General features: G+C 73.1%; 25 protein-coding genes. 17 read left to right on the top strand and 8 right to left on the bottom strand.

What is annotated here, in order from left to right:
• The first annotated feature begins 79 nt into the window (after nucleotides 1-79).
• Entirely contained in the window at nucleotides 80-1,111 is a 1,032-nt protein-coding gene (locus AB0I67_RS37305; protein ID WP_357933957.1) for a DUF561 domain-containing protein, read from the top strand.
• A gap of 5 nt (nucleotides 1,112-1,116) precedes the next feature.
• On the opposite strand, the gene AB0I67_RS37300 is transcribed toward AB0I67_RS37305, so the two are convergent.
• The gene (locus AB0I67_RS37300) at nucleotides 1,117-1,419 is read right to left on the bottom strand and encodes a hypothetical protein (RefSeq protein ID WP_357933954.1); all 303 of its coding nucleotides are present in this window, start codon (nucleotides 1,417-1,419) and stop codon (nucleotides 1,117-1,119) included.
• 344 nt (nucleotides 1,420-1,763) lie between these two features.
• Between AB0I67_RS37300 and AB0I67_RS37295 the strand changes: the two genes are divergently transcribed.
• The 3 genes from AB0I67_RS37295 to AB0I67_RS37285 all read left to right on the top strand — a co-directional run bounded on the left by AB0I67_RS37295 (nucleotide 1,764) and on the right by AB0I67_RS37285 (nucleotide 4,547).
• Nucleotides 1,764-3,041 carry a glucose-1-phosphate adenylyltransferase gene (locus tag AB0I67_RS37295; RefSeq protein ID WP_357933951.1) on the top strand — a complete coding sequence of 426 codons (1,278 nt, stop codon included), beginning with the start codon at nucleotides 1,764-1,766 and terminating at the stop codon, nucleotides 3,039-3,041.
• A 155-nt stretch (nucleotides 3,042-3,196) separates the two neighbouring features.
• On the top strand, nucleotides 3,197-3,508 hold the full coding sequence (locus AB0I67_RS37290; RefSeq protein ID WP_357933949.1) for an isoamylase early set domain-containing protein: 312 nt from the start codon (nucleotides 3,197-3,199) through the stop codon (nucleotides 3,506-3,508).
• Between the two features lie 187 nt (nucleotides 3,509-3,695).
• Nucleotides 3,696-4,547 carry an SDR family oxidoreductase gene (locus tag AB0I67_RS37285; RefSeq protein WP_357933947.1) on the top strand — a complete coding sequence of 284 codons (852 nt, stop codon included), beginning with the start codon at nucleotides 3,696-3,698 and terminating at the stop codon, nucleotides 4,545-4,547.
• A 17-nt stretch (nucleotides 4,548-4,564) separates the two neighbouring features.
• Here the strand turns inward: AB0I67_RS37285 and AB0I67_RS37280 are convergent, their stop codons facing one another.
• Nucleotides 4,565-5,740, bottom strand: coding sequence for an FAD-dependent monooxygenase (locus AB0I67_RS37280; protein WP_357933944.1), 1,176 nt, complete (start codon nucleotides 5,738-5,740; stop codon nucleotides 4,565-4,567).
• Between the two features lie 178 nt (nucleotides 5,741-5,918).
• Between AB0I67_RS37280 and AB0I67_RS37275 the strand changes: the two genes are divergently transcribed.
• From AB0I67_RS37275 to AB0I67_RS37260, 4 genes are read left to right on the top strand one after another with little or no spacing between them, the layout of a single operon-like run.
• Nucleotides 5,919-6,821, top strand: a complete 903-nt coding sequence (locus AB0I67_RS37275) for an SPFH domain-containing protein (protein ID WP_357934047.1) — start codon at nucleotides 5,919-5,921, stop codon at nucleotides 6,819-6,821.
• Between the two features lie 5 nt (nucleotides 6,822-6,826).
• Complete coding sequence (locus tag AB0I67_RS37270; protein WP_357933942.1) at nucleotides 6,827-7,096, top strand: hypothetical protein; 270 nt, start codon at nucleotides 6,827-6,829, stop codon at nucleotides 7,094-7,096.
• Nucleotides 7,065-7,715, top strand: coding sequence for a GPP34 family phosphoprotein (locus AB0I67_RS37265; protein WP_357933939.1), 651 nt, complete (start codon nucleotides 7,065-7,067; stop codon nucleotides 7,713-7,715). The genes AB0I67_RS37270 and AB0I67_RS37265 overlap by 32 nt, the downstream gene beginning before the upstream one ends.
• Before the next feature lie 38 nt (nucleotides 7,716-7,753).
• Nucleotides 7,754-8,917: a DUF418 domain-containing protein gene (locus tag AB0I67_RS37260; protein ID WP_357933936.1), complete on the top strand. Its 1,164-nt coding sequence runs from the start codon at nucleotides 7,754-7,756 to the stop codon at nucleotides 8,915-8,917.
• Here AB0I67_RS37260 and AB0I67_RS37255 read toward each other — a convergent pair.
• Both AB0I67_RS37255 and AB0I67_RS37250 read right to left on the bottom strand, forming a co-directional pair.
• Entirely contained in the window at nucleotides 8,893-9,546 is a 654-nt protein-coding gene (locus AB0I67_RS37255) for a response regulator transcription factor (protein ID WP_357933933.1), read from the bottom strand. The two genes, AB0I67_RS37260 and AB0I67_RS37255, sit on opposite strands and share 25 nt — an antisense overlap.
• Nucleotides 9,486-11,429, bottom strand: coding sequence for a sensor domain-containing protein (locus AB0I67_RS37250; RefSeq protein WP_357933930.1), 1,944 nt, complete (start codon nucleotides 11,427-11,429; stop codon nucleotides 9,486-9,488). Before AB0I67_RS37250 ends, AB0I67_RS37255 begins: the two co-directional genes overlap by 61 nt.
• Before the next feature lie 110 nt (nucleotides 11,430-11,539).
• Here AB0I67_RS37250 and AB0I67_RS37245 point away from each other — a divergent pair, with 110 nt between their 5' ends.
• Entirely contained in the window at nucleotides 11,540-12,622 is a 1,083-nt protein-coding gene (locus AB0I67_RS37245) for an acyltransferase family protein (protein ID WP_357933927.1), read from the top strand.
• On the opposite strand, the gene AB0I67_RS37240 is transcribed toward AB0I67_RS37245, so the two are convergent.
• From AB0I67_RS37240 to AB0I67_RS37230, 3 genes are all read right to left on the bottom strand, one after another.
• Entirely contained in the window at nucleotides 12,612-13,181 is a 570-nt protein-coding gene (locus AB0I67_RS37240; protein ID WP_357933924.1) for a TetR/AcrR family transcriptional regulator C-terminal ligand-binding domain-containing protein, read from the bottom strand. The two genes, AB0I67_RS37245 and AB0I67_RS37240, sit on opposite strands and share 11 nt — an antisense overlap.
• Nucleotides 13,181-13,588, bottom strand: a complete 408-nt coding sequence (locus tag AB0I67_RS37235; RefSeq protein WP_357933921.1) for a hypothetical protein — start codon at nucleotides 13,586-13,588, stop codon at nucleotides 13,181-13,183. Before AB0I67_RS37235 ends, AB0I67_RS37240 begins: the two co-directional genes overlap by 1 nt.
• Nucleotides 13,589-13,684: 96 nt before the next feature.
• Nucleotides 13,685-15,478 carry a discoidin domain-containing protein gene (locus AB0I67_RS37230; protein ID WP_357933918.1) on the bottom strand — a complete coding sequence of 598 codons (1,794 nt, stop codon included), beginning with the start codon at nucleotides 15,476-15,478 and terminating at the stop codon, nucleotides 13,685-13,687.
• A gap of 219 nt (nucleotides 15,479-15,697) precedes the next feature.
• Between AB0I67_RS37230 and AB0I67_RS37225 the strand changes: the two genes are divergently transcribed.
• The 7 genes from AB0I67_RS37225 (at nucleotide 15,698) to AB0I67_RS37195 (ending at nucleotide 21,789) form a co-directional block, all read left to right on the top strand.
• Nucleotides 15,698-16,801, top strand: coding sequence for a glutamate--cysteine ligase (locus AB0I67_RS37225; RefSeq protein ID WP_357933915.1), 1,104 nt, complete (start codon nucleotides 15,698-15,700; stop codon nucleotides 16,799-16,801).
• Complete coding sequence (locus AB0I67_RS37220) at nucleotides 16,798-17,784, top strand: iron-containing redox enzyme family protein (protein WP_357933912.1); 987 nt, start codon at nucleotides 16,798-16,800, stop codon at nucleotides 17,782-17,784. Before AB0I67_RS37225 ends, AB0I67_RS37220 begins: the two co-directional genes overlap by 4 nt.
• Nucleotides 17,785-17,819: 35 nt before the next feature.
• A complete protein-coding gene (locus AB0I67_RS37215; RefSeq protein WP_357933910.1) occupies nucleotides 17,820-18,497 on the top strand; it encodes a HemK2/MTQ2 family protein methyltransferase in 678 nt (225 codons plus the stop codon).
• Nucleotides 18,498-18,531: 34 nt separating this feature from the next.
• Nucleotides 18,532-18,699 (top strand): CDGSH iron-sulfur domain-containing protein, encoded by a 168-nt coding sequence (locus AB0I67_RS37210; RefSeq protein ID WP_357933907.1) that lies wholly within the window; start codon nucleotides 18,532-18,534, stop codon nucleotides 18,697-18,699.
• Between the two features lie 10 nt (nucleotides 18,700-18,709).
• A complete protein-coding gene (locus AB0I67_RS37205; RefSeq protein ID WP_357933904.1) occupies nucleotides 18,710-19,288 on the top strand; it encodes a hypothetical protein in 579 nt (192 codons plus the stop codon).
• Between the two features lie 89 nt (nucleotides 19,289-19,377).
• Nucleotides 19,378-20,328 carry a DUF523 and DUF1722 domain-containing protein gene (locus tag AB0I67_RS37200; protein WP_357933902.1) on the top strand — a complete coding sequence of 317 codons (951 nt, stop codon included), beginning with the start codon at nucleotides 19,378-19,380 and terminating at the stop codon, nucleotides 20,326-20,328.
• Between the two features lie 3 nt (nucleotides 20,329-20,331).
• Nucleotides 20,332-21,789 carry an SDR family oxidoreductase gene (locus tag AB0I67_RS37195; protein ID WP_357933899.1) on the top strand — a complete coding sequence of 486 codons (1,458 nt, stop codon included), beginning with the start codon at nucleotides 20,332-20,334 and terminating at the stop codon, nucleotides 21,787-21,789.
• A gap of 8 nt (nucleotides 21,790-21,797) precedes the next feature.
• On the opposite strand, the gene AB0I67_RS37190 is transcribed toward AB0I67_RS37195, so the two are convergent.
• A complete protein-coding gene (locus AB0I67_RS37190; protein WP_357933896.1) occupies nucleotides 21,798-22,703 on the bottom strand; it encodes a MerR family transcriptional regulator in 906 nt (301 codons plus the stop codon).
• Nucleotides 22,704-22,777: 74 nt separating this feature from the next.
• Between AB0I67_RS37190 and AB0I67_RS37185 the strand changes: the two genes are divergently transcribed.
• Nucleotides 22,778-24,025 carry a deoxyribodipyrimidine photo-lyase gene (locus tag AB0I67_RS37185; RefSeq protein WP_357933893.1) on the top strand — a complete coding sequence of 416 codons (1,248 nt, stop codon included), beginning with the start codon at nucleotides 22,778-22,780 and terminating at the stop codon, nucleotides 24,023-24,025.
• Nucleotides 24,026-24,058: the final 33 nt, after the last annotated feature.

Raw genomic sequence — 24,058 nt, 5'->3', positions numbered from 1 at the left:
GGTCGTCCCCACGAACGCGTAGGTGATCCGGTAGGCGAGCCGGGAGTGCGACCGGCCGTGCCCGCGTAGGGTGCCTCTCATGGGCAGGCTTCAGGCGTTGCTCGGCATCGAGCATCCGATCGTCCAGGGTCCCTTCGGCGGAGGGCTGTCGTCGGTGGCGCTGGTGGCGGCCGTCTCCGAGGCCGGCGGGCTCGGGTCGTACGGCGGGAACACGCTGGGGCCGGCGGAGCTGACCGGGCTGGTCGGCGAGCTGAAGGCGGCCACGGCCCGGCCGTTCGCGGTCAACCTCTGGGTGCCGCAGCCCGGCGAAGGGACCGCCCGGGTGAGCGAGGCGGATCTGGCGCGGCTCCAGCCGTACTACGACCGGTTCGGGCTGGCGCCGCCGGAGAGCCTGACGATCCCGGACTTCGCCGAGCAGGCCGAAGCGTTGCTGGCGGCGGAGCCGTACGTGATCAGTTTCGTCATGGGCGTGCCACCCGCCTGGGTGCTGGCCGAGGCCCGGCGCAGGGGCGTGGTGACGATCGGCACGGCCACGACCGTGGAGGAGGCGGTCGCGCTGGCCGAGGCGGGGCTGGACGCGGTCGTGGCCTCCGGCGCCGATGCCGGAGGCCACCGCGGGGCGTTCCTGCGGCCCGTGCGCGAGTCGCTGGTCGGCACCTTCTCGCTGGTCCCGCAGGTCGCCGACGCGGTCGAGGTGCCGGTGATCGCGGCCGGGGGCATCGCCGACCGGCGCGGTGTCCGCGCGGCGCTGGCCCTGGGCGCCGACGGCGTGCAGATCGGCACCGGTTTCCTGGCCACCGAGGAGTCGGCCGCGCGGCCCGCGCACAAGCAGGCGCTCCTCGGCCCGGAGGGGCGGATCACGGTGCTGACCCGCCTGTTCTCCGGTCGTACGGCACGCGCCATCCCCAACCGCTTCATCAGGGAGCTGGCCGCCCACGAGGCGGACGTGCCGGACTACCCGCTGCAGAACGCGCTGATGATGCCCATCCGCCGCCAGGGCGACCCGGACTACCTCAACCTGTGGTCCGGCCAGGCCGCGCCGCTGGCGGTGGGCGGCAGGGCGGCCGACTACCTGGCCGTCCTCGTGGAGCCGCGTTCTACGGAACGCTGACCAGGTCAGGGGGCGGGACGGGTGTCCAGGCCGTAGCTGACCCGGTCGATCCAGTAGGGGCCGCAGCTCGCGCCGCTCCACTGGCCGGTGTTGGTGCGCACCCAGGCCCCGTCGCGGCGGCCGTTGACGCACTGGACCCAGGCGCGGAACTCGTAGGCGGGCCCGCTGGTCGCGCAGCGGGCCGAGAAGGAGTTCTGGCCGATGGAGTACTCACAGTCGCCGGCCGCCGAGGCGGCGGACGCCGAACCGATGGTGATGGCGCCCGCGGCGAGCGCGGTCGCGGCGAGGACGCGCAGGACTCTTCTCATTCCCTCTCCCAGGGCTGGTGATGACGGTGGGCCGTACGCGCGACGGAAGTAATTCTTAGGAAACTTTCCTAAGCAAACGACACCGTGCGCGGCCCGTCAACCCCACGGGTTCCTGGTTGACCCGTGCCGGGAACGGTGCCCCGCCGAGGTGAGGACCGCCACGACACGCCCAGGCGAAGGCAGGCCCGATGCGCATGCCGGCAAACTTTTCTCTGCCCAATCACGGAGCGCCTATGGTCCCCCGCAATAACGCCGCATACACGTGTCCGTGACAAATAATTCTTTGACGGGGATTATCAAAACTCGCGAAAGTGTCGCGGGAATGGCGAAGATACCGTCGTCCCATGACCTCGTCCAGAGTTCTCGCCGTGGTGCTGGCCGGCGGGCAGGGAAAGCGTCTGCTGCCTTTGACGTTGCGCAGAGCCAAGCCCAACATGACCTTCGGTGGGATGTTCCGCTTGATCGACTTCGTGCTGTCGAACCTGACCAACGCCGGCCATCTGCGAATAGTGGTGTTGACGCAGCACCACAGCGCCGGACTCGACCGCTACATCTCTCGGGGCTGGCAGCTCTCCTCGCGGGTGGGCCACTACGTCGCGCCGATCCCGGCGCAGCGGCAGTTCGGGCCGCAGTGGTTCTCGGGCTCGGCGGACGCGTTGTTCCAGAACCTGCATTTGATGCGGGAAGAGCTGCCCGAGCACGTGCTGGTGTTCGGCGCCGACCACGTGTACCGGATGGACCCGGCGCAGATGCTGGCCCAGCACGTCGAGTCGGGCGCCGACGTCACGGTGGCGGCGATCCGGCAGCCGCGGGAGCTGGCGCACCACTTCGGGGTGATCGAGTGCGGCCAGGCGGGCCGGCGGATCGTCCGGTTCAGGGAGAAGCCGAGCGACCCGGCCGGGCTGCCGGACTCGCCGCAGGAGATCCGCGCCTCCATGGGCAACTACGTGTTCCGCACCGACTCGCTGATCGACGCGCTGGAGCGCGACGCCCGTGACCTGGCGAGCAAGCACGACATCGGCGCGGACATCATCCCGTATCTGACGCGGGAGGGCCGCGCGGAGGTCTACGACTTCGCGCGCAACCACGTGCCCGGGGTGAACGCCCACGAGCGCGGCTACTGGCGGGACGTGGGCACGCTGGACGCCTACTACGAGGCGCACATGGACCTGATCGGGCCGGAGCCGGCGTTCTCGCTCTACAACGCGGACTGGCCGATCCGGACCTACCACGACCTGCTGGCCCCGGTGAGCTTCGGCCGGGAGCGCGCCTGCCGTACCGTCGACTCGTTGTTGTCGCCCGGCGTCGTCGTCGAGGCCGAGGCCGAGATCGAGCGGTCGGTGCTCGCGCCGCGGGTCAGCCTGGGAGCCCGGGCCCAGATCACCGACTCGGTCCTGCTGGGCAACGCGCGGATCGGGCGCGACGCGATCGTCCGGCGAGCCATCGTCGACCGCGACGTCGTCATCCCGGACGGGGCGCGCATCGGCGTCGACCCCGACCAGGACCACGAGCTCTTCCAGGTCACCGCCAACGGCATCGTGGTCGTCGGCAACGACGACGCCCGCCCCGCCCAGGCGCGGGTGGAAGCGGCCGGAGACCTGGCGATAGCACCGCGACACTGAGAGCCGGGCACAGCGACTCGGGAAAACTCGATCAAAGAGTGCGGAGATCATCAGGTTCCGCCGGACGAGGCGGGTATGCCTGAACGCGCAATCGTCGGAACCATCCATTCGGGGGAAAGATGTTCACACACAGCAAACCCAATCGGAAGGGACAGGTGGAGGTCCTCTTCACGCTGCCCCGTGAAGTCGGCCCGGTGTCGGTCGTCGGCGACTTCAACGGCTGGGACCCGTTCGCGCACCCGATGACCCTGGGCGAGGACGGTCACTACAAGGTCGCGATCGCCGTACCGCAGGGCGAGGCGTTCGCCTTCCGCTACCTGGGCGAGGGCGGCCGCTGGTTCGACGACGAGGGCGCCGAGGAGTACGACCACCGCGGTGCGGTCTTCCGCGTTCCGGCGCCGAAGGCCCGCACCACCACGGCCAAGCCGCGCGTCGCCGCGACCAGGGCCACCGCCGCCGCGCGCTGAGCGGTGGCGCGTGTTCGCGAGCATGGTCGTGATTGCGCGTCGTGAGGCCCCTTGCCTCCCGCGACGCTGATGCCGCAGGCAGGCGATCGGCCGGTCACCGTACGCGGGGACCGGCCGGCGTCGGTCCGGACCGCCTGCGGCGCGGACGGAACCGTTTGACAGCCCGCCATCGGGGGAGCCGAGACTGATGACCGACAACATCCCGCCGCAAGAGCAGCCCTATCCCGGTCACACCGACCGGATGACGCCGGAGCCCAAGGACGAGATGCGCGACTACCAGGGTCGCGACCTGCTCGCCGGCAAGCGGGCGCTCATCACCGGCGGCGACTCCGGCATCGGCCGGGCCGTCGCGGTCGCCTTCGCCAAGGAGGGCGCCGACGTCGCCATCGCCTACCTGAACGAGCACGACGACGCGGCCCACACCCGCTCCCTGGTGGAGAAGGCGGGCCGGCGCTGCCTCACCATCCCCGGCGACCTCGCCGAGCCCGAGCACTGCCGGAAGGTGGTCGAGGCGACCGTCGCCGAGCTGGGCGGCCTCGACATCCTGGTGAACAACGTGGCCTACCAGGAGCCGGTCGAGTCCCTCGGCGAGCTGAGCGACGAGCAGTGGCTGCGCACGTTCGCGGTCAACATCCACAGCTACTTCCGCGTCACCCAGGCCGCGTTGCCGCACCTCGGCGACGGGTCGGCGATCATCAACACCTCCTCGGTCAACGGGCTGCGCGGCAACAAGACGCTCATCGACTACGCGGCGACCAAGGGCGCGGTCAACGCCTTCACCCAGTCGATGGCCCAGAACCTCATGGACCGCGGCATCAGGGTCAACGCGGTCGCGCCGGGACCGGTGTGGACGCCGCTCATCCCCGCGACCATGCCGGCCGACCGGGCGGAGGGCTTCGGCCAGCAGGCGCCCATGGGCCGGGCGGCCGACCCGGACGAGATCGCCCCGTCGTACGTGTTCTTCGCGGCCGGGCGGCTGTCGTCGTACTACACGGGGGAGGTGCTCGCCCCGGTCGGCGGCGAGACGATGCCCGGCTGATCGGGTGGAGCCGCGGTCTAACTGCGGTGCAGGGAGGCGGCGAGGCGGTGCCCGGCCCAGCGCTTGACGCGGCGGAGCGCCGCCAGCCCGCTGGCCGCCCGGTCCAGCCGGTGGTACAGCCGCGGCGGCAGGTACGGCAGCAGCGGTGAGTGCCGCTGGCCGAGCAGGGCGAACATCTGGTCCGGCGGCAGCCGCAGGTAACGCGGCAGGTTCTCGTAGAACCGGGCGCTGTAGCGCGCCGCGCTCTGCAGCGGGCGCAACGCCGCCTTCCGCGCCCGCTCGTACTCCAGCAGGGCCCGATCCCCGCCGCCGACCGTGCCGGCCAGCGCGATGGCGTCCTCGATGGCCAAGGTCGTGCCGGCCCCGATCGAGTAGTGGGTGCTGTGCGCCGCGTCGCCGAGCAGGACGAGGTTGCCGCGTGACCACGACCGGTTGGTGACCGTCTGGAAGCGGAGCCACTGGACCTCGTCCTGGCCCCGGCCGATCAGGGGATGGCCGTCCAGGATCCCGGCGAAGAGCTTCTCCAGCAGGGAGAGGGTGTCCGCCTCGCCGGCGCGGTCCAGGCCCAGCCCTCGCCAGGTGCCGGGGGAGCACTCGATCACGCACGTGCCGCGCTCGGCGCTGTAGCGGTAGCCGTAGCACCAGATCCAGCCGTGCTCGGTCTCGACGAAGGCGAAGGTGAAGGCGTCGAACGCCTTCGTGGTGCCGAGCCAGAGATAGGTGTTGCCGCCGGTCGCGACCTCGGTGCCGAACGCGGCCTCGTGGCGGGCGCGCAGCCGGCTGTGCACGCCGTCGGCGGCGACGACCAGGTCGGCGTCCAGGGGCTCGTCGGTGATCTCGCGCTCGAACTCCACCCGCACCCCCAGGTCGGTCGCGCGGTTGGCCAGGATGTCGAGTAGCCGGTGCCGGCCGATGCCGAAGCCCTCGTCGCCGCGGTGCCGGGCGGTGCGCTCGCCGATGTGGGCGACGCCGTCGCGCCAGCGCACCGACGCGGCGGCGATGGCGCGGGCCGATTGGGGGTCGTGCTCCTGGAGCTTGGTCAGGAAGGATCCCCAGTAGGTGACACCCCAGCCGTAGGTCGCGCCGGCCGGGTTCCGTTCGTACACCGTGATGTCGTGATCAGGGGCCTTGAGCTTCCGCAGGATCGCGAAATACAGGCCGGCGGGTCCGCCGCCGACGCAGCTCACCTTCACATGTGCTCCCTGACCAGGCGGTTTGTCTGTCGCTCAGCGTAGTCATTTGGCCACGAACTGCCCGGATCGGCACGCCCGTTGTCAGCCGCCCGGAAAAGTGATATCACTTTGCTATAGGCTCGATAGCAACCGCCAAGGAGTAGAGATGGTGGACGCAACGGAAGAGGTCATCGTCGACATGCCGGCGCCGCGCACCAGCGAGCGCCAGGCGCGGGGAGCCAACGGCTTCGTCGTGCTGACCGTGGCGACGATCGTGCTCCTCGGCGGGATCGCCGCGCTCATCGGAGGCATCGTCATGCTCGCCGGCGGGGCCGGGACGAGCGGCTGGCTGGTCCTCGCGCTGGGCGTGCTCGCGGCGCTGGCCGGATTCGTCCTGTACTTCGGCCTGTCGGCCGTCGCGCCCGGCGAGGCGCGGGTCGTGCAGTTGCTGGGCCGCTACGTCGGCACCCTGCGCACGCCCGGCCTGCAGTGGGTCAACCCGTTCACGGTACGGCGCCGCGTCTCGACCAGGATCCGCAACCACGAGACCGACGTGACGAAGGTCAACGACGCCGACGGCAACCCGATCCAGATCGCCACCGTGGTCGTCTGGCAGGTCCAGGACACTGCCCAGGCCGTCTTCGAGGTCGACGACTTCGTGGAGTTCGTCGCCATCCAGGCCGAGACGGCCGTCCGGCACATCGCCGGCAGCTACCCCTACGACTCCCACGGCGAGCCCAGGCTGTCGCTGCGTGACAACGCCGAGGAGATCAACGAGAAGCTGGCCGCCGAGATCTCCGTCCGGGTCGCCTCGGCCGGCGTGAAGGTGATCGAGGCCCGGATCGTCCACCTGGCCTACGCGCCCGAGATCGCGCACGCGATGTTGCGCCGCCAGCAGGCCGGCGCCGTGGTCGCGGCCCGCCAGCGGATCGTCGAAGGCGCGGTCGGCATGGTCGAGATGGCCCTGGCCAAGCTCGCCGAGGACGGCGTGGTCGAGCTCGACGAGGAGCGCAAGGCGGCGATGGTCAGCAACCTGCTGGTGGTGCTGGTCGGTGACCGCGACACCCAGCCGGTCGTCAACACCGGCACGCTCTACCAGTAACCGCCGTGGAGCGGAAGAAGATCCTGCTGCGCCTCGATCCCACGGTCCACGACGCGCTGGCCAGGTGGGCGGCCGACGACCTGCGCAGCACGAACGCGCAGATCGAGTTCCTGCTGCGCAAGGCGCTCAACGAGGCGGGGCGCCTGCCCGGCGGGGTGGGTCAGATGCGCAGGCAGGGCCGGCCCCCGAAGAAGCAGACGGAGGAGTCCGAGGATGAGAGCGCAGCGGAGAAGCACACGGGCGATGGCGCGGCGGAGGCGGACGGCGCCGGGTGAGTCCCTGGCCGAGTCGGTGTTCCTGCTCGCCTTCGACGTCCGCAAGCAGCGGCTGGCCGGGCTGAGCGACCTGGGGTACGTCGTGCGGGCGGCGGTGCTGGCCGAGTTCCTGCTCAACGGGAACGTCGCCGACGAGGGCGGCAAGGTCCGGCCGCTCACCCCGCCGGTCGCGCCGACCGCGCTGGAGGCGGCCGTCTGGGAGCAGCTCTCGGCCTCGCCGCCGCGCTCGTGGTCGCGGTGGATCAACAAGAACGCCACGCTCGCCTACCGGCTGGTGCGGGACGAGCTGGTGGCGGCCCGGCTGGTCCACGTGGAGCACCGCCGGATCCTGTTCTTCCCGGTCCAGCGGGTCACGCCCCGCCGGCCGTACGTCTCGCGCCGGCTCGCCGAGCGTGTCACGTCGGCGGCCCGGGGAGGGCAGCCGGTCGGGCGGCTGCCGCAGGAGCTCAGGGCGCTGGCCGCGCTCGCCGCGGCGGCCAAGATGACCACGGTGCTGTCGCAGCGCGAATGGCGGCAGTACCGCAAGCGGACCGACGAGCTGTCCGCGCCGATCGAGCCGATCACCACGGCCCTGCGCAAGACCCTGGCGTCCCACCACTCGTCCGACGCGGCCGGCTGACCAGCCGCCCGGCTCATCCCCTGGAAGGGAGACCGACAGTGAGCTCACCGGCCCGCGTGCCCCTCGCGCCCGAGCGCCCGCCCGGCGCCGCCCCCCGCGCGCTCGCCCCCGACCTGGCCAGAGGCGTGATGCTGCTGGCCATCGCCTTCGCCCACGCGCCGCTGTTCGTGCTCGACCCCGAGCACGGCTCCACGCTCGCCAACCGGATCGCCGACGCCTTCCAGTTGCTCTTCGTCACCAACCACGCCCGGCCGATGTTCGCCTTCCTGTTCGGCTACGGCATGGTCCAGTTGCTGCACCGGCAGGCCGAGCGCGGCCAGGACCCGGTGGCGGTCCGCAAGCTGGTGCGCCGCCGGGGCTGGTGGCTGATCGTCATCGGCGTCCTGCACGCGGTCGTGCTCATCCCGCTGGACATCCTCGCCGCCTACGGCCTGGCCGCGGTCGTGCTCGCCGGGCTGCTGCGGCGCAAGGACGCCACCCTGCTGTGGGTGGCCGGCGTGAGCTTCCTCGGGGCCACGGCGCTGGTGGGCGCGGCCATGGGCTACGTCTTCACCGCCGACATGCCCTCGATGCAGGTCCCGCTGGGCGCCACGCCCTGGGAACTGGTCGGCGACCGGCTGACCGGCCTGCCGTACGGCATCGTGATCGGCACGATCATGGTCATCCCCGGCGTGGTGATCGGCATGTGGGCCGGGCGGCGGCGGGTGCTGGACGAGCCCGAGCGGCACCGGCGCTTCCTGACCCGCGCCGCGGTGATCACCACGGTCGTATCGGTCGCCGGAGCGATCCCGCTGGTCCTCATCGGGACCGGGCTGTGGACGCCGTCGGGGGCCACGCAGTGGCTCGCCGCCTTCGCCCAGCCGCTCACCGGTTACCCCGGCGGGATCGGCATGGCGGCGATCATCGCCCTGGTCGCGATCCGGGTGGGGCGCCGCCCCGGCCGGCTGACCACGGCGGTCACGGCGCTCGGGCAGCGCTCGATGAGCCTGTACCTCTTCCAGTCCGTCGCCTTCATGGCGGTCTTCGCACCGTACGGGCTCGGGCTGCAGGACGACCTCGGCACCGCGGGGGCGCTGGGGGTGGCCGCGGTCACCTGGCTGGTCTCACTGGCGCTGGCCGAGGCCATGCGCCGGGCCGGGTACCGCGGCCCCGCCGAGGTCCTGCTGCGCAGGCTGAGCTACCGCCGCTCGTCGGCCAGATAGGCGAGTACGGCGAGCACCCGCCGGTTGGTGTCGTCGTCCGGCTCGATCCCGAGCTTGGCGAAGATCGCGGCGATGTGCTTGCCGACCGTCCCCTCGCTGACGTACAGGTGGGCGGCGACGGCGCTGTTGGACCGGCCCTGGGCCATGAGCTGGAGCACCTCCCGCTCCCGAGGGGTCAGCAGCGCCACGGGGTGGCGGGGCGAGGTGCCGCCGAGCAGCTTGGCGATCACCTCGGGGTCCATGGCGGTGCCGCCCCCGGCCACCCGGCGCAGCGCCGAGACGAAGTGGCCGGTGTCGAAGACGCGGTCCTTGAGCAGGTAGCCCACCCCGCCGGCGCCGTCGGCCAGCAGCTCGCGGGCGTAGATCTGCTCGACGTACTGCGACAGCACCAGCACCGGGAAGCCGGGCCGGCGCCGCCGGGCCTCGATCGCCGCCCGCACGCCCTCGTCGGTGAAGGCGGGCGGCAGCCGTACGTCCACGACGGCCAGGTCGGGCCGGTGCGCGTCGACGGCGGCCAGCAGCTCCTCGGCGGTGCCGACCGCGGCCACGGTCTCGATGTCGTGGGCCTTCAGCAGGTGAGCGAGTCCTTCCCGGAGGAGGAAGACGTCCTCGGCGAGGACAACGCGCATGGGATCTCCAAAGTGGCCACGGTCGGCCCGCCGGGCGGGCTGGAGAGCGTGAGCAGGCCGTCGAAACCGGACAGTCGCCGCCGGATGCCGGCCAGGCCGCCGCCCGGGCCGGCGCTCGCCCCGCCCCGGCCGTCGTCGGCGACCGAGACCGCCAGCACCCCGGCGGAGTGCCGCAGCTCGATCCGCACCCGCGTCGCGTCGGCGTGCCGGGCGGCGTTGGCCAGCAGTTCCGAGACCGCGAAGTAGACCGCCGCGGCGATCGGGGGTGGCACCGTACCGGGCAGGTCCACCTGGACCTCGACATCGAGCGGGGCGTCCAGCGCGAGGGTGCGGACGGCGTCGGGCAGGCCGCGGTCGGCCAGGACGGGCGGGTGGATGCCGCGGATGAGCTCGCGCAGCTCGCCCAGGGCGGTCACCGACAGGTCCTTGGCCCGGGCGACCAGGTCGCGGGCGGCCTCGGGATCGCGGGCGATCAGGTCCTCGGCCGCGCCGAGCGTCATCCCCACCGCGATCCACCGGGCCTGGGCGCCGTCGTGCAGGTCGCGCTCGATGCGCCGCAGCTCGGCGGCCTGCGCGTCGCCGAGCTCGGTGCGGCTGGTGGACAGCGCGCTGACCCGGTGGGCGAGCACGGCCGCTCTCGTGGGGCCGAGCAGCGTCGCGCTCAGCCGGGCGTGGAGGCGCAGCAGGGCCGGCGCCACCGCGGCCCCGGCCAACGCGACGCCCAGCCCGGCGAGCGGGATCCACAGCCCAAGCGTCCAGGACAGGCCGGCGGGTGGGGGCCACGGCTCCAGCGTCCAGGGCAGGTCGGCGCCCAGCAGCCGGAGCGCGGTGAGCCACACCCACGCCCAGCACGCGGCGAGCCCACCGGCGACCAGCACGGCCGGACCGGCGAGCACCAGGCCGGCGGGCAGCTCCAGCGCCAGCCAGGCGAGGTCGCGCCAAGAGGCGGGGTCGCGCACGGTCCACTGCCATCGCAGGGCGCGCGCCGCGCTCGCGGCACTCCGGTGCACGGCGCCGAACTCGCCACCGACCACCCGGTAGCTCCCGTCGGCGTCCGGCTCCGGCACCACCGGCGCCAGCCGGTACGGCTCGGCGATCCGCACCCCCGTCCAGCGGCGGAACCGCTCCCGGCAACGCGCGACGAAGCGCCGGGAGGCCAGCACGGTCTCCGGCCACAGCCGCATGGCCGTCGCCACGATCGTCCCGATGTGCGCCACGGCCAGCGCGACCGCCACCACGGCCAGTCCCACGCTCGCCCACAGCCGCGCGGCGGCCAGAGCGTGCCGCCCGAGCGCCGACACCACCCGCCCCGGCCCCGGACGGGCGGCCCGCGCGAGCAGCACCCGGGTCCACCGCGCATGCAGCCGCAGCGACACCGGACCGACGGCCAGTCCCGCCAGCACACCGGCGACACCCGCCACCGGCCACCCCGACCAGGCCGCCACCACCCCGCCGCCGATCAACGCCGGCCCCACACCGACCAGCGTGCCCCCGACCACCGGCTCGACCGCCAGCCACGCCAGATCCCGCCAGGTCGCCGGATCGCGCGCCACCCACCGCAGCCTCGCCAGGTAAGCGGGCACGAACGCCGAGCGGTACAGGTCGTCGCCGTCGCGATACCAGCCCTCGGCGTCACGCCCGGGCGGCGGCGGCTCCGGAAGGTAGGGCGCCGGGATCGCCACCCCGCCCCAGCGACCGGCCAGCCGCCGCGCCAGAGCCGGCAGCCGCCGCGCCTGGACCACGAAGAACGCCGGGGACGGCAGGCCCGCGTGCACCGCCACGAACAGGACGGCCAGGACCGGCCAGCCCACCGCGGCCAGCCCGGCGAGCGCCAGGCCGCGCACCGGGGCGATGACGTGCGCGCGCACCCGTGCCCCCTCCACGTGACCGATGAAACCACGCCGGGCCGGCCGGCGGTATGGGGGCCAGCCCCCAGACGGCCGGGGGGCCAGGCCGGTTCTCCGGGCCGGGCGGCGTTCCTAGCGTCCTGGACATGACTGTCACCGCTGTACGCATGGCCCACCTCGACCGGGTCCGGGTGCTGCTGACCGTGCTCGTCGTGCTCCACCACGTCGCGCTCACCTACGGGAGCTTCCCGCTGTGGTACCACCACGAGCCGGACGGGAGCGGGTGGGGCCGGCTGCTCGACCTGCTCATGCTCCTGAACCAGACCTTCGCCATGGGCCTGTTCTTCCTGATCTCCGGCTACTTCCTGCCCGGAGCCGTCGAGCGGCGGGGCCGGTGGCGGGTGCTCGGCGATCGGGCGGTCCGGCTGGGGGTTCCGCTCCTGCTGATCGTCTTCGTCGTCGTGCCGCTGGCCAAGCTGCCGGGCTACCTGCGTGCGCCGCAGGGCGGGTACCTCGACTTCTACCTGCGGGAGCTGGAGCAGGGGCCGGGCTGGTTCCTGGCGGCGCTGCTGCTGTTCACCGCGGCGTACGTGCTGCTGCACCGGCCGCCGGGGGAGCGCCCGGGCTCGCCGCTGCGGGCTCGCACGCTGATCGGCTTCGCGCTGGCGCTCGTGGTGCTCGGCGTCGCCTGGCGGGTGGCGCAGCCGCTCGACCGGGTGCCGCTGGTGCAGTTCCCGGTGCCGGCCTACCTGCCGCAGTACGTGGGCATGTTCGCGGCCGGGGTGCTGGCCTGGAGGCAAGGCTGGCTCACCGAGTGGCCGGCGCGGGCGGCCGGCTGGGGCTTCGGAGCCGCGGCGGTGGCAGTGGTCGCGCTCGTCCCGCTCACCCTGGACGGCTCGCTCCTGGCGCGGGTGGCGCACGGGATCTTCGACGGCGTCTACGGCGTCGGCATGTCGGTGGGGGTGCTGGCGTTGTTCGCCCACCGGTTCGCCGGACCGCCGACGGCGCTCGGCCGGTTCCTGGCGGCCAACGCCTACACGGTTTACGTGCTGCACGCCGTCGTGCTCGTGGCGGTCTCGGTGGCGTTGTCGGGGCTCGACGTCGGGCCGCTGGCGAAGTTCGTCCTGGTGGGCGCGGTGTCGGTCCCGCTGTGCTGGGCCCTCGCAGCGCTCGTGCGGGGGCTCGGCACAACCGCCCGCGCGGCGGTCGGGCGGGGGGTCAGGCGGTGAGCAGGGCGGCGGCCACCCGGTCGCCCAGGTCGCGGACGAAGCTGTCGCGTTCGGGCCGGTTCAGCATGAAGACCCACAGGAAGACCGGCCCCACCAGCAGCGCCTGCGCGAAGCCCACCTCCGGCTCCCGGTCGAGCTCGCCGCGCTCGACCGCCCGCCGCAGCACGCCCGCCACCACGTCCTGCTGCCGCGCGACGAAGGTCTGGTGGAACCGCGCGGCCAGCGCCGGGTCGGCCCCGAGGTCGGCCAGCAGCCCCGGCACCGCCGCGTGGGTGGCGGGCCCGGTCAGGGAGCTCACGATGTCGCCGACCAGGGCGCGCAGGTCGCTCGCCAGCGCCCCGGTGTCCGGCGGGAGTTCGAGGTCGAGCCCGTGCACGGCGGCGGCGAACACCATCTCCTGCTTGGTCGCGTACCGCCGGTAGAGCGCCGCCTTGCCCGCGCCCGCTCTGGCCGCCACCGCGTCCATCGTGAGCCGCGCGTAGCCGACCTCGCCCAGCACCTCCCGCGTGGCCGCCAGGATCGCCTGATCGACCTTCTCGTCCCTGGGCCTGCCCGTCATCACCCCTGGCTCCTCCCCGCCCTCAGCAACATGATCGCCGGAACCCAGGTGAGCAGGAACGGCGACGGCTCCAGCACGAGCGCCCCGACCGTACCCCAGCCGCCCAGCAACCAGGCCACGTACGCCGGAGGCACCAGGCCGGCCCGGCCGAGCCACGCGATCAGCAGGCCCATGGCCAGCAACGGCACCGCGAAGGAGCCGACGACGAGCCAGAAGGCGCCCTGGGCCGGGGTGAGGTCGCTCAGGCCGTTGGCCGGGAGCCACATCTCGCCGTTGAACCAGGCGGGCAGGTGGCCGAGGTTTAGGGCCCCGGTGATCGCCAGATGCAGGGCGCCCAGGGCGGCTACCACCCTCCCGGCGAGGACGACCCGGCGATTGCTTACGGAACTGATAGTTTCGGATCTCATGGTTCCGTATTGTGCCGCCTGCCGTACCCGGGAGACAAGTCCGGCCGCCCGTTCGGTCGGAACGGGCGGCCGGGGTGTGGCTACGGGGTGATCAGGTCAGCGCACGACCTCGTACGGCAGGATCTCGGCGAGCGCGGAGGCGCCGCCGATGCCGTAGTCCGAGCGGAGCCGGATGTAGCGCGCCGAGACGCCCTGGAGGCTGACGTCGTTGGGCGAGGTGAGCCGGAGCCACTCGACGGCCTTGACGTCCCTGAAGGTGACGCCGTCGTCGCTGACCTGCACCATGCCCTTGAGGATGGTGCCGTTCATGTTGGTGCGGAGCTTGGGCTGGAACCGCACTGCGGACAGTTCCCTGACCCGGCCCAGGTCGACCGTGATGGTGTGCGGCTGCGGGGGGACCACCGGGTAGTCGGAGTGGAAGTCGGTGGTCAGGTTGCCGTCCACGGCGCGCTTGGGGTCGCCGATGCCGGGCTTGAAGGTGCTGGCGGTGGCGGTGAGCTCCGCCGGCGGGATGCGGCGGCCGGCCGGCTCGGCGGGCCAGATCTCGCGGGCCTTGCCGACCTCCTCCGACACCGGCTCGCGGGTGGGGCCGGGGCCCTCGCCGCGGATGAGGATGTCGGTGATGACCGAGCCGTGGTCGGAGTAGAACGGGTACTGCGGGTTGAGCCAGCTGCTGCGGTGCCGCGGCAGGCGGTCGACGTCGGCGCGCGAGCCCAGGATGCGGACCTCCTCGCCGCGGGCGAAGACGTAGTCGATGCGGCCCGGGATGGCGCCCATGCCGTGGAACGGGCTCCACGTGCGGCCGGGGAAGCGGCCGGCGTCGGGGTTGGCGTAGCGGAAGGTGTCCATGAAGCCGGCGTCGTCGTACTGCTTGGTGTACGGCCAGGGCAGCACCAGGCCGCCATGGCCGGGGGCGTTGGCGAACTGCTCGGTCCAGTCGAGGTAGGACTGCGCGTTGAGGTCGCCGCCCATGACGATCGGCGCGCCGTCGTTCTCGGTGAAGAACGGGATGGCCTTCTCGATGATGGCCTTGCCCATGGCCATGCGGCGCTCGTAGTCGCCGGCGAGGATCTGCTCGTTGGTCTTGCTGCGCGGCAGGCCGTGCGTGTTCTCCACGGCCGCGTTGTGGGTGTCGCCGTAGGCCCAGCCGTCGTGCCAGGTCCACATGCTGAAGGCGTGCACGTGCTTGCCGCCGGGCAGGCTCAACCGGGCGCCGCCGAAGTTGAAGGAGTCGATGTCGGCGTCGGCGTAGCGCGGGTAGACCTTCTCGACCTTCAGCTTGGTGTACAGCCAGAGGTTGTCGCCGTTGTGGCTGTTGTCCTCCGGCTGGGTGATCATCACCGCGGAGAACCGGTCGCCCTCGGCGCGGCCGGCGTTCAGCCCGTCGAGGATCTTCTGGCTGGAGCCGTAGGCCTCGACCACGAAGAGGATGTCCGGGTTGACCTCGTTCATGTACTCGATCATCTGGGCGAGGTTCTCGCCCGTGGTCTCCTTGCGGTCGAACGTGCCGCCCACGAAGAGGTTCCACGCCATCAGCCGCAGCGGCGTGCCGACCCGCTTCTGGTGGATCGGCGTGACCGAGACGTCCACCGTGACCTCGCCCTTGGGCAGCGGGAAGGGGCGGCTGCGCGCCTGGCCGTCCCGGCTGTAGACGGTGTCGCGCGCCCAGACCTGCTCACCGGTCTTGACCGTGGTGATGTACTCCTCCACGTGGTTGGGCCGGCTCTTGCCGGAGGCCACCACGACGCAGGAGTTGCCGGGCTGCTGACCGCCCTCGCACTCCAGGCGGTAGGCGCCGGGCTTGGGGCCGGGGTCGGCCGAAGCCGGTGCCGGCACCGTCAGCGCGGCCAGCGCCAGCGCGGCGGCCATCGGGGGGATCAGTCTGCGCATCGAGGTCCTCTTCCGGGTGGGGGTGCGGTCCGGGCAGGCCTAGCAGAGCACTTTCGATGGTCTGCAAAATATGTAGGGGTCGGCGCTGCCGCTGTTACCTGGATCATCGGGAAAAATCTTCCCGACCGCAAGAGGGTGAATGATGACTATTTAAGGAGTCCAAGATAAATCCCAGGTTAAGGGCAGCATGCTCCAGCCCCCACCGGGTAGACGGCATAGATGGACGACGGGATCACGGTCGGCGTCGAGGAGGAGTTCCTCCTCCTGCACCCGGCCACGCGGGAGCCTGCCACGCGGGCGGGCGAGGTGCTGCACCGGGCCGGGCGGCACCGCTGGGCGGACGCGGGCGGAGGCTTCCACCGCGAGCTCTTCCAGACCCAGGTCGAGGCCGCCACCGGCGTCTGCGGCACGCTCGCCGAGCTGAGGACCCAGATCGAGTACGGCAGAGCCCGCCTGGCCGAGGCGGCGAACGCCTGCGGGCTCGCCCTCCTGGCGACCGGCACCCCGGTCGTCGCCGGACCGCCACCCGAGCTGACGCCCGGCGACCGCTTCGCGCACATCGGCCGCGTCTACGCCGGGGTGGTGGCCGACTACCAGAGCTGCGGCTGCCACGTGCACGTCGGCGTGGCCGACCGCGAGACCGCGGTCGCCGTCCTCAACCACCTGCGCCCGTGGCTGCCCGTGCTGCTCGCGCTCTCGGTCAACTCCCCGTACGGCGCGGCGGGCGACTCCGGCTACGCGAGCTGGCGCATGGTCCAGCAGTCCCGCTTCCCCGGCTCCGGCGTCCAGCCGGTGTTCGCCTCGGCGGCCGGCTACGACGAGACCGTCGAGCGCCTGGTGGACTGCGGCGTGCTGGCCGACGCGTCGATGTCGTTCTGGCTGGCCAGGCTGGGCTCGAAGCTGCCCACGATCGAGATCCGGGTCGCCGACGCCGCGGCCACCGCCGATGACGCGATCCTCCAGGCCGCCCTGTCCCGGGCCCTGGTCAGGACCGCCCTGCACGACCTGGGCGCCGGCCGGCCACCCGCCCGGCCGGACGCGCAACTGTGCGCGGCCGCCGTCTGGAACGCCGCCCGCTACGGCATGGACGGCCCCGGCGTCGACCTGACGACCGGCCGCCCGGCCCCCGCCTGGCAACTCGTCGAGAACCTGCTCGGCCACGTGGGACCCGCGCTGGCGGAACGGGACGACCTCGCCGAGGTAAAGGAACTGCTCGAACGGGTGAGGAACGAGGGTGACGGGGCAGGGCGGCAGCGCCGGGCCGCTCGCGAGGGGGAGGCGCCGGTCGTCCGGCTGCTCACGATCGACGGAGGGACCTCATGAACGACGTCACGCCGAAGCTGCCCGTCCCGCGCGGCCCGATGTCGGCCGCCGTCGTCGGGATGCTGAGCGGCCGCGATCCGGCCGTGCCCGCCGCCGACGAGTGCGACCCGTTCGGCGAAGACCTGCACCTGGCCCTCTACACCTGCTACGAGCTGCACTACCGCGGCTTCGGCGGGGTGGACGACGCCTGGGAGTGGCATCCCGGGCTGCTGAGCGTGCGCGGCGAGCTCGAACGCGTCTTCCTGACGGCCCTGCGGGCGAACGTGGCCGGCGGCGACGACGTCACCGGCGTCCTGGACGAGCTGCTGGTCGAGCCGATCGACGGCGACGGCATCTCCTACCACCTGCGCGACCAGGGGGAGCGCTGGCAGTTCCGCGAGTACGTGGCCCACCGCTCGATCTACCACCTGAAGGAGGCCGACCCGCACGCCTGGGTGATACCGCGGCTGACCGGCAAGGCCAAGGCGGCGCTGGTCGCGGTGGAGTTCGACGAGTTCGGCGGCGGCCGGGCCGAGATGATGCACTCCAAGCTGTTCGCCGACCTGATGGAGGAGCTCGACCTCGATCCGGCCTACGGCGCCTACCTCGACGTGGCCCCGGCCCGGATGCTCGCCGTGGTGAACATGATGAGCCTGTTCGGCCTGCACCGGGCGCTGCGCGGCGCGCTGGCCGGGCACTTCGCGGCGGCCGAGATCACCACCTCGCCGAGCGCCCGCCGGCTGGCCCAGGCGGCCGAGCGGCTCGGCGTCGGGCCCCGCGGCACGCTGTTCTACACCGAGCACGTCGAGGCGGACGCCGTGCACGAGCAGGTGCTGCGCCGGGACGTGCTGGGCGACCTGCTGGCCCGCGAGCCGGAACTGGCCGCCGACGTGACCTTCGGGGTGCAGGCGACCGGGTTCCTGGAGGACCGGTTCGGCGAGCACGTTCTGGCGTCGTGGCGTGCGGCGGAACCGGCGTCCTCGCTGCTCAGCCCGCTGCCTTGAGTTTGGAACGTCCGAATTGCGGTATTTCGTGAGACATGTTCTTGTTGAGACCGCCGGGTGTCTACCGGCCGCAGGGAGACACCTTCCTGCTGTCCGAGTCGCTCTCGCGTCTGGACCTGCGTCCCGGAGCTCGCATCCTCGACATCTGCTCGGGAACGGGCCTGATGTCGGTGCTGGCCGCACGGCACACCGTGGCGGCACAGGTGACCGCCGTGGACGTCAGCCTCCGGGCGGCCTTCGCCGCCTGGTTCAACACCACCGTGCGCGGCCTGCGGGTCCGGGTCCTGCGCGGCGACCTCTTCGAACCGCTGCGGGGTGAGGAGTTCGACGTCATCCTCGCCAACCCGCCCTACGTCGCCGGCCGCTCCAGGCCGCCCGGCTCGCACAGCGCCGCCCGCGCCTGGGACGCCGGCCTCGACGGCCGGCGGCTCCTGGACCGCATCTGCGCCGCCGCGCCCCGCCACCTGGCGGCCGGCGGCACCCTGCTCATCGTGCACTCCGCTCTCTGCGGGGTGGAGGCCTCCCTGCGCCACCTGCGTGAGGCCGGGCTCCGCGCCACCGTGGACGCGCGCCGTCCCGAACGCTTCGGCCCGGTCATGCGGGCCCGAGCCGCCCAACTGGCCGCCCAGGGGCTCATCGAGCCCGGCCAGTGCGAGGAGGAACTGGTGGTGATCCGTGCCCGGCGACACGCCGCGGCCGCGCAGGCCGCTTGACGACACCAGGGTCGCCCTGGTCCAGGGCGGCCCCATGCTGGTCGAGGGACCGGTCGAGATCACCCTCGACGACGACACCACCGTGCGCTCCGACCGCTTCCTGGTCGCGCTCTGCGTCTGCCGCCGCAGCCGTACCTACCCGTTCTGCGACACCAGCCACCGCCGCCGGGTCAGGACGGAGGAGCCCGAATCCGACGAGTAGGGTCGGGGCGATGAAGCTGGCCCTCACCGTCCACCAGGTGCACCGGCTCACCGTGCTGCGCCCGGCCCGGCCGCTCCGGCACGCGGTCCTGCTCGACGAGGACCGCTCCTTCGACGCCTACCTCGACCAGGAGGCCGCCCGGCGGATCGGCGCGTTGTGGGAACTCGCCGCCGCCTCACCGCACGCGCTGGTGCATGTGCCGCTGCGCGGCAACGCCGTACCGGCTTCGGTGGGTGGTGGGCGGCGGCTGGACCTGGTGCTGGTGCATCACTCGCTGCAGTTCAGGCCGTCGCGGTGGAAGGAGGTGCGCGGGCGGCTGGGGGCGGGACGGGCGCGGACCGTGGAGGTGGGCTGGAGGGCTCCCGAAATCGATCACGCGGCCGGGCGCTTCCGGGAGAACCGCGACCTGTTCCACCAGCACGTGCACGCCGAGACCCTGTTCATGACCGGCAGCGCCAAGGCGTTCCGGGACAGCGCCCGGCACCTGTTCGAGCTGGCGCCCGCACCGGACGGCACGCACTCCTGCACCGAGCTCGACCCGGTCGGACGGGCACGGCTGGTGCACTTCGTCTCCTGCGAGCAGTGGTAGACGATCTCCCCCGAGTTGGTTGCGCGCGCCTGTCGAGGGCAGGTTGAATAAATTGTGAGTAGGTTTTCTCCAGACGGGGAGGTGGGGTCATGGTCAGGCCACGGGTGGCGGTGTCGAGCTGCCTGGTCGGCGAGCCGGTCCGGTTCAACGGCGGCCACAGCCGCGACCGCTTCCTCGCCGGCCCGCTCGACCCGTACGTCGACTGGGTGCGGATCTGCCCCGAGATGGAGGCCGGCCTCGGCACCCCCCGCGAGACGCTGCGCCTGGAGACCTCCCCGGCGGGCCCCCGCCTGATGACCAGGAAGACCCGCCGCGACCTCACCGACGAGATGCGCGAGCTGGCCCGCCGGAGAGCCGCCGAACTCGACGTGGACGGGTACGTGTTCAAGGCCCGCAGCCCGAGCTGCGGCATCCACGGCATCCCCGTCTACCCCGGCCCCGACGGCCCGCCGGTCGAGCGCCGCAACCGGGGCCTGTTCGCCGGCACGGTCCTCGACGCCCACCCGCTGCTCCCGGTCGAGGACGAGGGCCGGCTCAACGACGCGCTGCTGCGCGAGGCCTTCGTCGAGCGGATCTTCGCCCATGCCCGGCTGCGCGAACTGCGGCAGGGCGACTGGAAGCCGCGCGACCTGGTGGCCTTCCACGCCCGGCACAAGATGCAGTTGCTCGCGCACGACCCCCAGCTCTACCGCGAGGCCGGCCGGATCGTCGCCCGCGCCGGCTCGGCGGAGCCGTACGAGGTGGCCGGCGGCTACGGCGAGGTCTTCCGCCGCATCCTGGCGAAGAAGCCCAGCCCGGGCCGGAACGTCAACGTGCTCCACCACTGCCTGGGCATGCTCGATCTCGACCCCGTCCGCCGGGACGACCTGCTCGGCGTCATCGACGCCTACAAGGCGGGCCAGGTGCCGCTCAGCGTGCCGGCCACGCTGATGCGGCACCACGCCCGCGGCGAGGGCGCGGCGTGGGTGCGCGACCAGACCTACTTCGCCCCGTACCCTGACGACCTCCGCCTGCGCAACCACACGCCGGAAAGGGGCTGAGCCGTGGCCCTCTGCCTGGTGACCGGCGCGACCGGCTACATCGGCGGGCGGCTCGTGCCCGAGCTGCTGGAGGCCGGGCACCGGGTGCGGTGCATGGTCCGCTCGCCCGGCCGGCTGCGCGACCTGCCGTGGGCCGGCCGTACGGAGATCGCGACCGCCGACGCGCTCGACCCGGAGGCGACGCGGGCGGCGATGGAGGGCGTCGAGGTCGCCTACTACCTGATCCACACCATGGGCGGCGGCAAGGGCTTCGCCGGCGCCGACCGGGAGGCGGCCCGCGTCTTCGCGGCGGCGGCGCAGGCCGCGGGCGTACGCCGGATCGTCTACTTGGGCGGCCTGTCCGGCGAGGGGGCGCTCTCCCCGCACCTGCGGTCCCGGGCCGAGGTGGCGCGGATCTTCCTCGACGCGCCGGTGCCGGCCGTGGTGCTGCGCGCGGCGGTGATCATCGGGTCGGGCTCGGCGTCCTTCGAGATGTTGCGCCACCTCACCGAGCGGCTGCCGGTGATGACCACCCCGCGCTGGGTGCACAGCCGGACCCAGCCCATCGCGGTCCGCGACGTGTTGCGCTACCTGCGCGCCTGGGCGGACGTGCCGGACGAGGTGAACCGCGCCTTCGACATCGGCGGTCCCGACGTGCTGACGTACGGCGAGATGATGCACGGCTACGCGGCGGCGGCCGGGCTGCCGCCCCGGCTGATCATCCCGGTGCCGCTGCTCAGCCCCTGGTTGTCCAGCCACTGGGTCGGCCTGGTCACCCCGGTGCCCGCCTCGATCGCGCGCCCGCTGGTCGAGGGGCTGCGCAACGAGACCGTCTGCCGCGAGCACGACATCGCCCGCTACGTCCCCGATCCGCCCGAGGGTTTGATCGGCTTCTCGCTGGCGGTCAAGCTGGCGCTGCAGAAGATCAAGGAGGCGGACGTGGCGACCCGCTGGACGTCCGCCTCCACGCCGGGCGCGCCCAGCGACCCGCTGCCCAGCGACCCCGACTGGGCCGGCGGCAGCCTCTACATCGACCGCCGCACCCTGACCAGCGACGTCGCGCCGGAGGCGCTGTGGCGGGTGATCGAGGGCATCGGCGGCGAGAACGGCTGGTACTCGCTGCCCACCGCCTGGAAGCTGCGCGGCGTGCTCGACCGGGCGGTCGGCGGCGTGGGGCTGCGGCGCGGCCGGCGTGACCCCCGCCGGCTCCGCGTCGGCGACGCCAACGACTTCTGGCGGGTGGAGGAGATCGAACCGGGGCGGCTGCTGCGGCTGCGCGCCGAGATGCTGGTGCCGGGCGTGGCCTGGCTGGAGCTGGGCGTGCGGACCGAGGACGGCCGGACGGTGTACGAGCAGCGGGCGATCTTCCACCCGCACGGCCTGTTCGGCCACCTGTACTGGTGGTGCCTGGTGCCGTTCCACCGGGTGATCTTCGGCCGGATGCCGGCCAACCTCGCCGCCGCCGCGTCACGGCCCTCCTGACCAGCCGGTCAGCGGGCCGCGGCCACCAGCGTGCTCACCGCGGCGTCCAGGGAGTCGACCCTGACCACCCCGCGCGGCAACTCCGCGTGCCAGCCCGGCCCGCCGACCACGAGCCGGTACGGCGGCCGCACCGCGGGCAGGGCGGCCAGCGGCGCGGGATCGCCGGTCTCCTCCTGCTGCGACCAGACGAACACCGCGCTCGGCCCCAGCGCCCGCACCGCGTCGGCCAGCGCCGGGTACGGCACGCGCGCCCCCAGCACCCGGGCGTCCACCCCCATCGCCGAGGCCAGCACGGCGCCCAGCGCGTAGACGGGCAGGCTGTGCTGTTCCTCCTCGGCGCAGGCGAGCAGCACCGGCCGCCCCGCCGCCCGGCCGGTCGCCAGCAGCGGATGCAACGCGGCCAGGACCCGGTCGGAGAAGACGTGCTCTACCTCGATCCCCGCGCCGGTCTGCGCCTGCCGCCGGCTGATCGCGCGAAAGACCGGCACCACCAGGTGCGCCCACGTCCAGGCCGCGCCGTGCCGGGCGAGCGCGGCGGCCAGCCCTTCGTCGAGGGTCCGGCCGTCCAGGCGCACCGCCGCGCGGCTCAGCATCGCGACCGACGGCACGGCCGCGCCTGGCTCTACGGCCGGAGCCGGCTCGGCGGGCTCGGACGCCGGGGCCGGGGTCCCGCGCAGGGCCTCGCGCGCGGCCTCGGCGGGCGGGACGCCCTGGTGGATGAGCCGGCTCATCTCCTCCAGGCGCCGCAGGTCGGCCCGGTCGTAGCGGCGGTGCCCGCCGGGGCTACGCCGGCTGGGACCGATGCCGTAGCGCAGGTTCCAGGTGCGGAGCGTGGGCGCGGGCACGCCGAGCCGCCGGGCCACGGCTCCGATGCCGTAGCCCTCCTCGTCGCTCGTGTCCCGTTGCTCAGCCATCGCTCCGTCCATTCCTTCGGACACCAGGTCCGGCAGGTTGCAACCGCGGGCGGCTCCCTGACGAATTCCTGGTGATGGAGACCGCGATCGTACTGCTCAACCGGGACCTACGGGTCCACGACCACCCTGCCCTGGCCGCCGCCTGCGCCGCCGCCCGGCAGGTCGTTCCGCTGTTCGTGCTGGACCCGGCGATCCCGGCCGGGCGGCGCACGAGCTTCCTGCTCGACTGCCTGACCGACCTGCGGGCCTCGTTGCGGGCCAGGGGCGGGGAGCTGTTCGTCCGGCGCGGGGACACCGTGACCGAGACCCTGCGGCTGGCCCGCCAGGTCGGCGCCGAGGCCGTCCACGCCAGCGCGGACGTCAGCGCGCTCGCGCAACGCCGGCAGCGGCGGCTGGCCGCCGAACGCCTCGACGTCCGGTTCCATCCGGGTGTGACCGTGGTGCCGCCCGGCGAGCTGCGGCCGGGCGGAGGCGGGGACCACTACCGGGTCTTCACGCCCTACTGGCGGGCCTGGAGCCGGCGAGCACGGCGGGCGCCCGCGCCGGTGCCGGAACGGCTGGCCGTACCGGCCGGGGTGGAGGCGGGGGAGCTGCCCGAGGCCGGGCCACGCTGGGGCGCGATGCGCGGCGGGGAGTCGGCCGGCCGCGAGCGGATGCGCGCCTGGCTGGACACCGGCCTGGACGGCTACGCCGACGGCCACGACGACCTGGCGGGTGACCGTACCTCCCGGCTCAGCCCCTACCTGCGCTTCGGCTGCCTGTCGCCGCTGGAGCTGGCCGCGGCCGGCAACGAGGACTTCACCCGGCAACTGTGCTGGCGCGACTTCCACCACCAGGTCACCGCCGCCTTCCCGGAGATCGCCCGGCGCGACTACCGCCCGCGCGGCCACCGATGGCGCGAGGACCCGGACGCGGCCGAGGCCTGGCGGCAGGGGCTGACCGGCGTCCCGATCGTCGACGCCGGCCTGCGGCAACTGCTCGCCGAGGGCTGGATGCACAACCGCGCCCGGCTGATCACCGCCTCCTACCTGGTGCGGCACCTGCGCCTCGATTGGCGGATCGGCGCCGCGCACTTCCACGAGCTGCTGCTCGACGGGGACGTGGCGAACAACTGCGGCAACTGGCAGTGGGTCGCGGGGACCGGCAACGACACCCGCCCCAACCGCACCTTCAATCCGCTCCGCCAGGCCAGGCGGTTCGACCCCGACGGCGAGTACGTGCGCCGCTACGTGCCCGAACTGGCCGGCCTGCCGGCCCCGGTGATCCACGAACCCTGGCTGTCCGGCCACCCGATGGGCGACTATCCCGTCCCTCTGGCCTGAGCCCTCGTGCGTCCGGACGACCGGACGCCTCGG

The sequence above is a fragment of the Nonomuraea sp. NPDC050310 genome (assembly GCF_040655795.1).
GTDB lineage: Bacteria > Actinomycetota > Actinomycetes > Streptosporangiales > Streptosporangiaceae > Nonomuraea.
The sequence above is the reverse complement of the archived record's forward strand: the minus strand, read 5'-3'. Positions and strand labels throughout refer to the sequence as shown.

Excerpts from the sequence above, each read along its gene's own strand:
- AB0I67_RS37230 (WP_357933918.1), bottom strand. The coding sequence starts at position 15,478 with ATGCGCAGACTGATCCCCCCGATGGCCGCCGCGCTGGCGCTGGCCGCG.
- AB0I67_RS37190 (WP_357933896.1), bottom strand. The coding sequence starts at position 22,703 with ATGGCTGAGCAACGGGACACGAGCGACGAGGAGGGCTACGGCATCGGA.
- AB0I67_RS37240 (WP_357933924.1), bottom strand. The coding sequence starts at position 13,181 with ATGACGGGCAGGCCCAGGGACGAGAAGGTCGATCAGGCGATCCTGGCG.
- AB0I67_RS37185 (WP_357933893.1), top strand. The coding sequence starts at position 22,778 with ATGGAGACCGCGATCGTACTGCTCAACCGGGACCTACGGGTCCACGAC.
- AB0I67_RS37200 (WP_357933902.1), top strand. The coding sequence starts at position 19,378 with ATGGTCAGGCCACGGGTGGCGGTGTCGAGCTGCCTGGTCGGCGAGCCG.
- AB0I67_RS37235 (WP_357933921.1), bottom strand. The coding sequence starts at position 13,588 with ATGAGATCCGAAACTATCAGTTCCGTAAGCAATCGCCGGGTCGTCCTC.
- AB0I67_RS37245 (WP_357933927.1), top strand. The coding sequence starts at position 11,540 with ATGACTGTCACCGCTGTACGCATGGCCCACCTCGACCGGGTCCGGGTG.
- AB0I67_RS37285 (WP_357933947.1), top strand. The coding sequence starts at position 3,696 with ATGACCGACAACATCCCGCCGCAAGAGCAGCCCTATCCCGGTCACACC.
- AB0I67_RS37265 (WP_357933939.1), top strand. The coding sequence starts at position 7,065 with ATGGCGCGGCGGAGGCGGACGGCGCCGGGTGAGTCCCTGGCCGAGTCG.
- AB0I67_RS37205 (WP_357933904.1), top strand. The coding sequence starts at position 18,710 with ATGAAGCTGGCCCTCACCGTCCACCAGGTGCACCGGCTCACCGTGCTG.
- AB0I67_RS37220 (WP_357933912.1), top strand. The coding sequence starts at position 16,798 with ATGAACGACGTCACGCCGAAGCTGCCCGTCCCGCGCGGCCCGATGTCG.
- AB0I67_RS37275 (WP_357934047.1), top strand. The coding sequence starts at position 5,919 with ATGCCGGCGCCGCGCACCAGCGAGCGCCAGGCGCGGGGAGCCAACGGC.
- AB0I67_RS37300 (WP_357933954.1), bottom strand. The coding sequence starts at position 1,419 with ATGAGAAGAGTCCTGCGCGTCCTCGCCGCGACCGCGCTCGCCGCGGGC.
- AB0I67_RS37210 (WP_357933907.1), top strand. The coding sequence starts at position 18,532 with ATGCTGGTCGAGGGACCGGTCGAGATCACCCTCGACGACGACACCACC.
- AB0I67_RS37215 (WP_357933910.1), top strand. The coding sequence starts at position 17,820 with ATGTTCTTGTTGAGACCGCCGGGTGTCTACCGGCCGCAGGGAGACACC.
- AB0I67_RS37305 (WP_357933957.1), top strand. The coding sequence starts at position 80 with ATGGGCAGGCTTCAGGCGTTGCTCGGCATCGAGCATCCGATCGTCCAG.
- AB0I67_RS37295 (WP_357933951.1), top strand. The coding sequence starts at position 1,764 with ATGACCTCGTCCAGAGTTCTCGCCGTGGTGCTGGCCGGCGGGCAGGGA.
- AB0I67_RS37255 (WP_357933933.1), bottom strand. The coding sequence starts at position 9,546 with ATGCGCGTTGTCCTCGCCGAGGACGTCTTCCTCCTCCGGGAAGGACTC.
- AB0I67_RS37225 (WP_357933915.1), top strand. The coding sequence starts at position 15,698 with ATGGACGACGGGATCACGGTCGGCGTCGAGGAGGAGTTCCTCCTCCTG.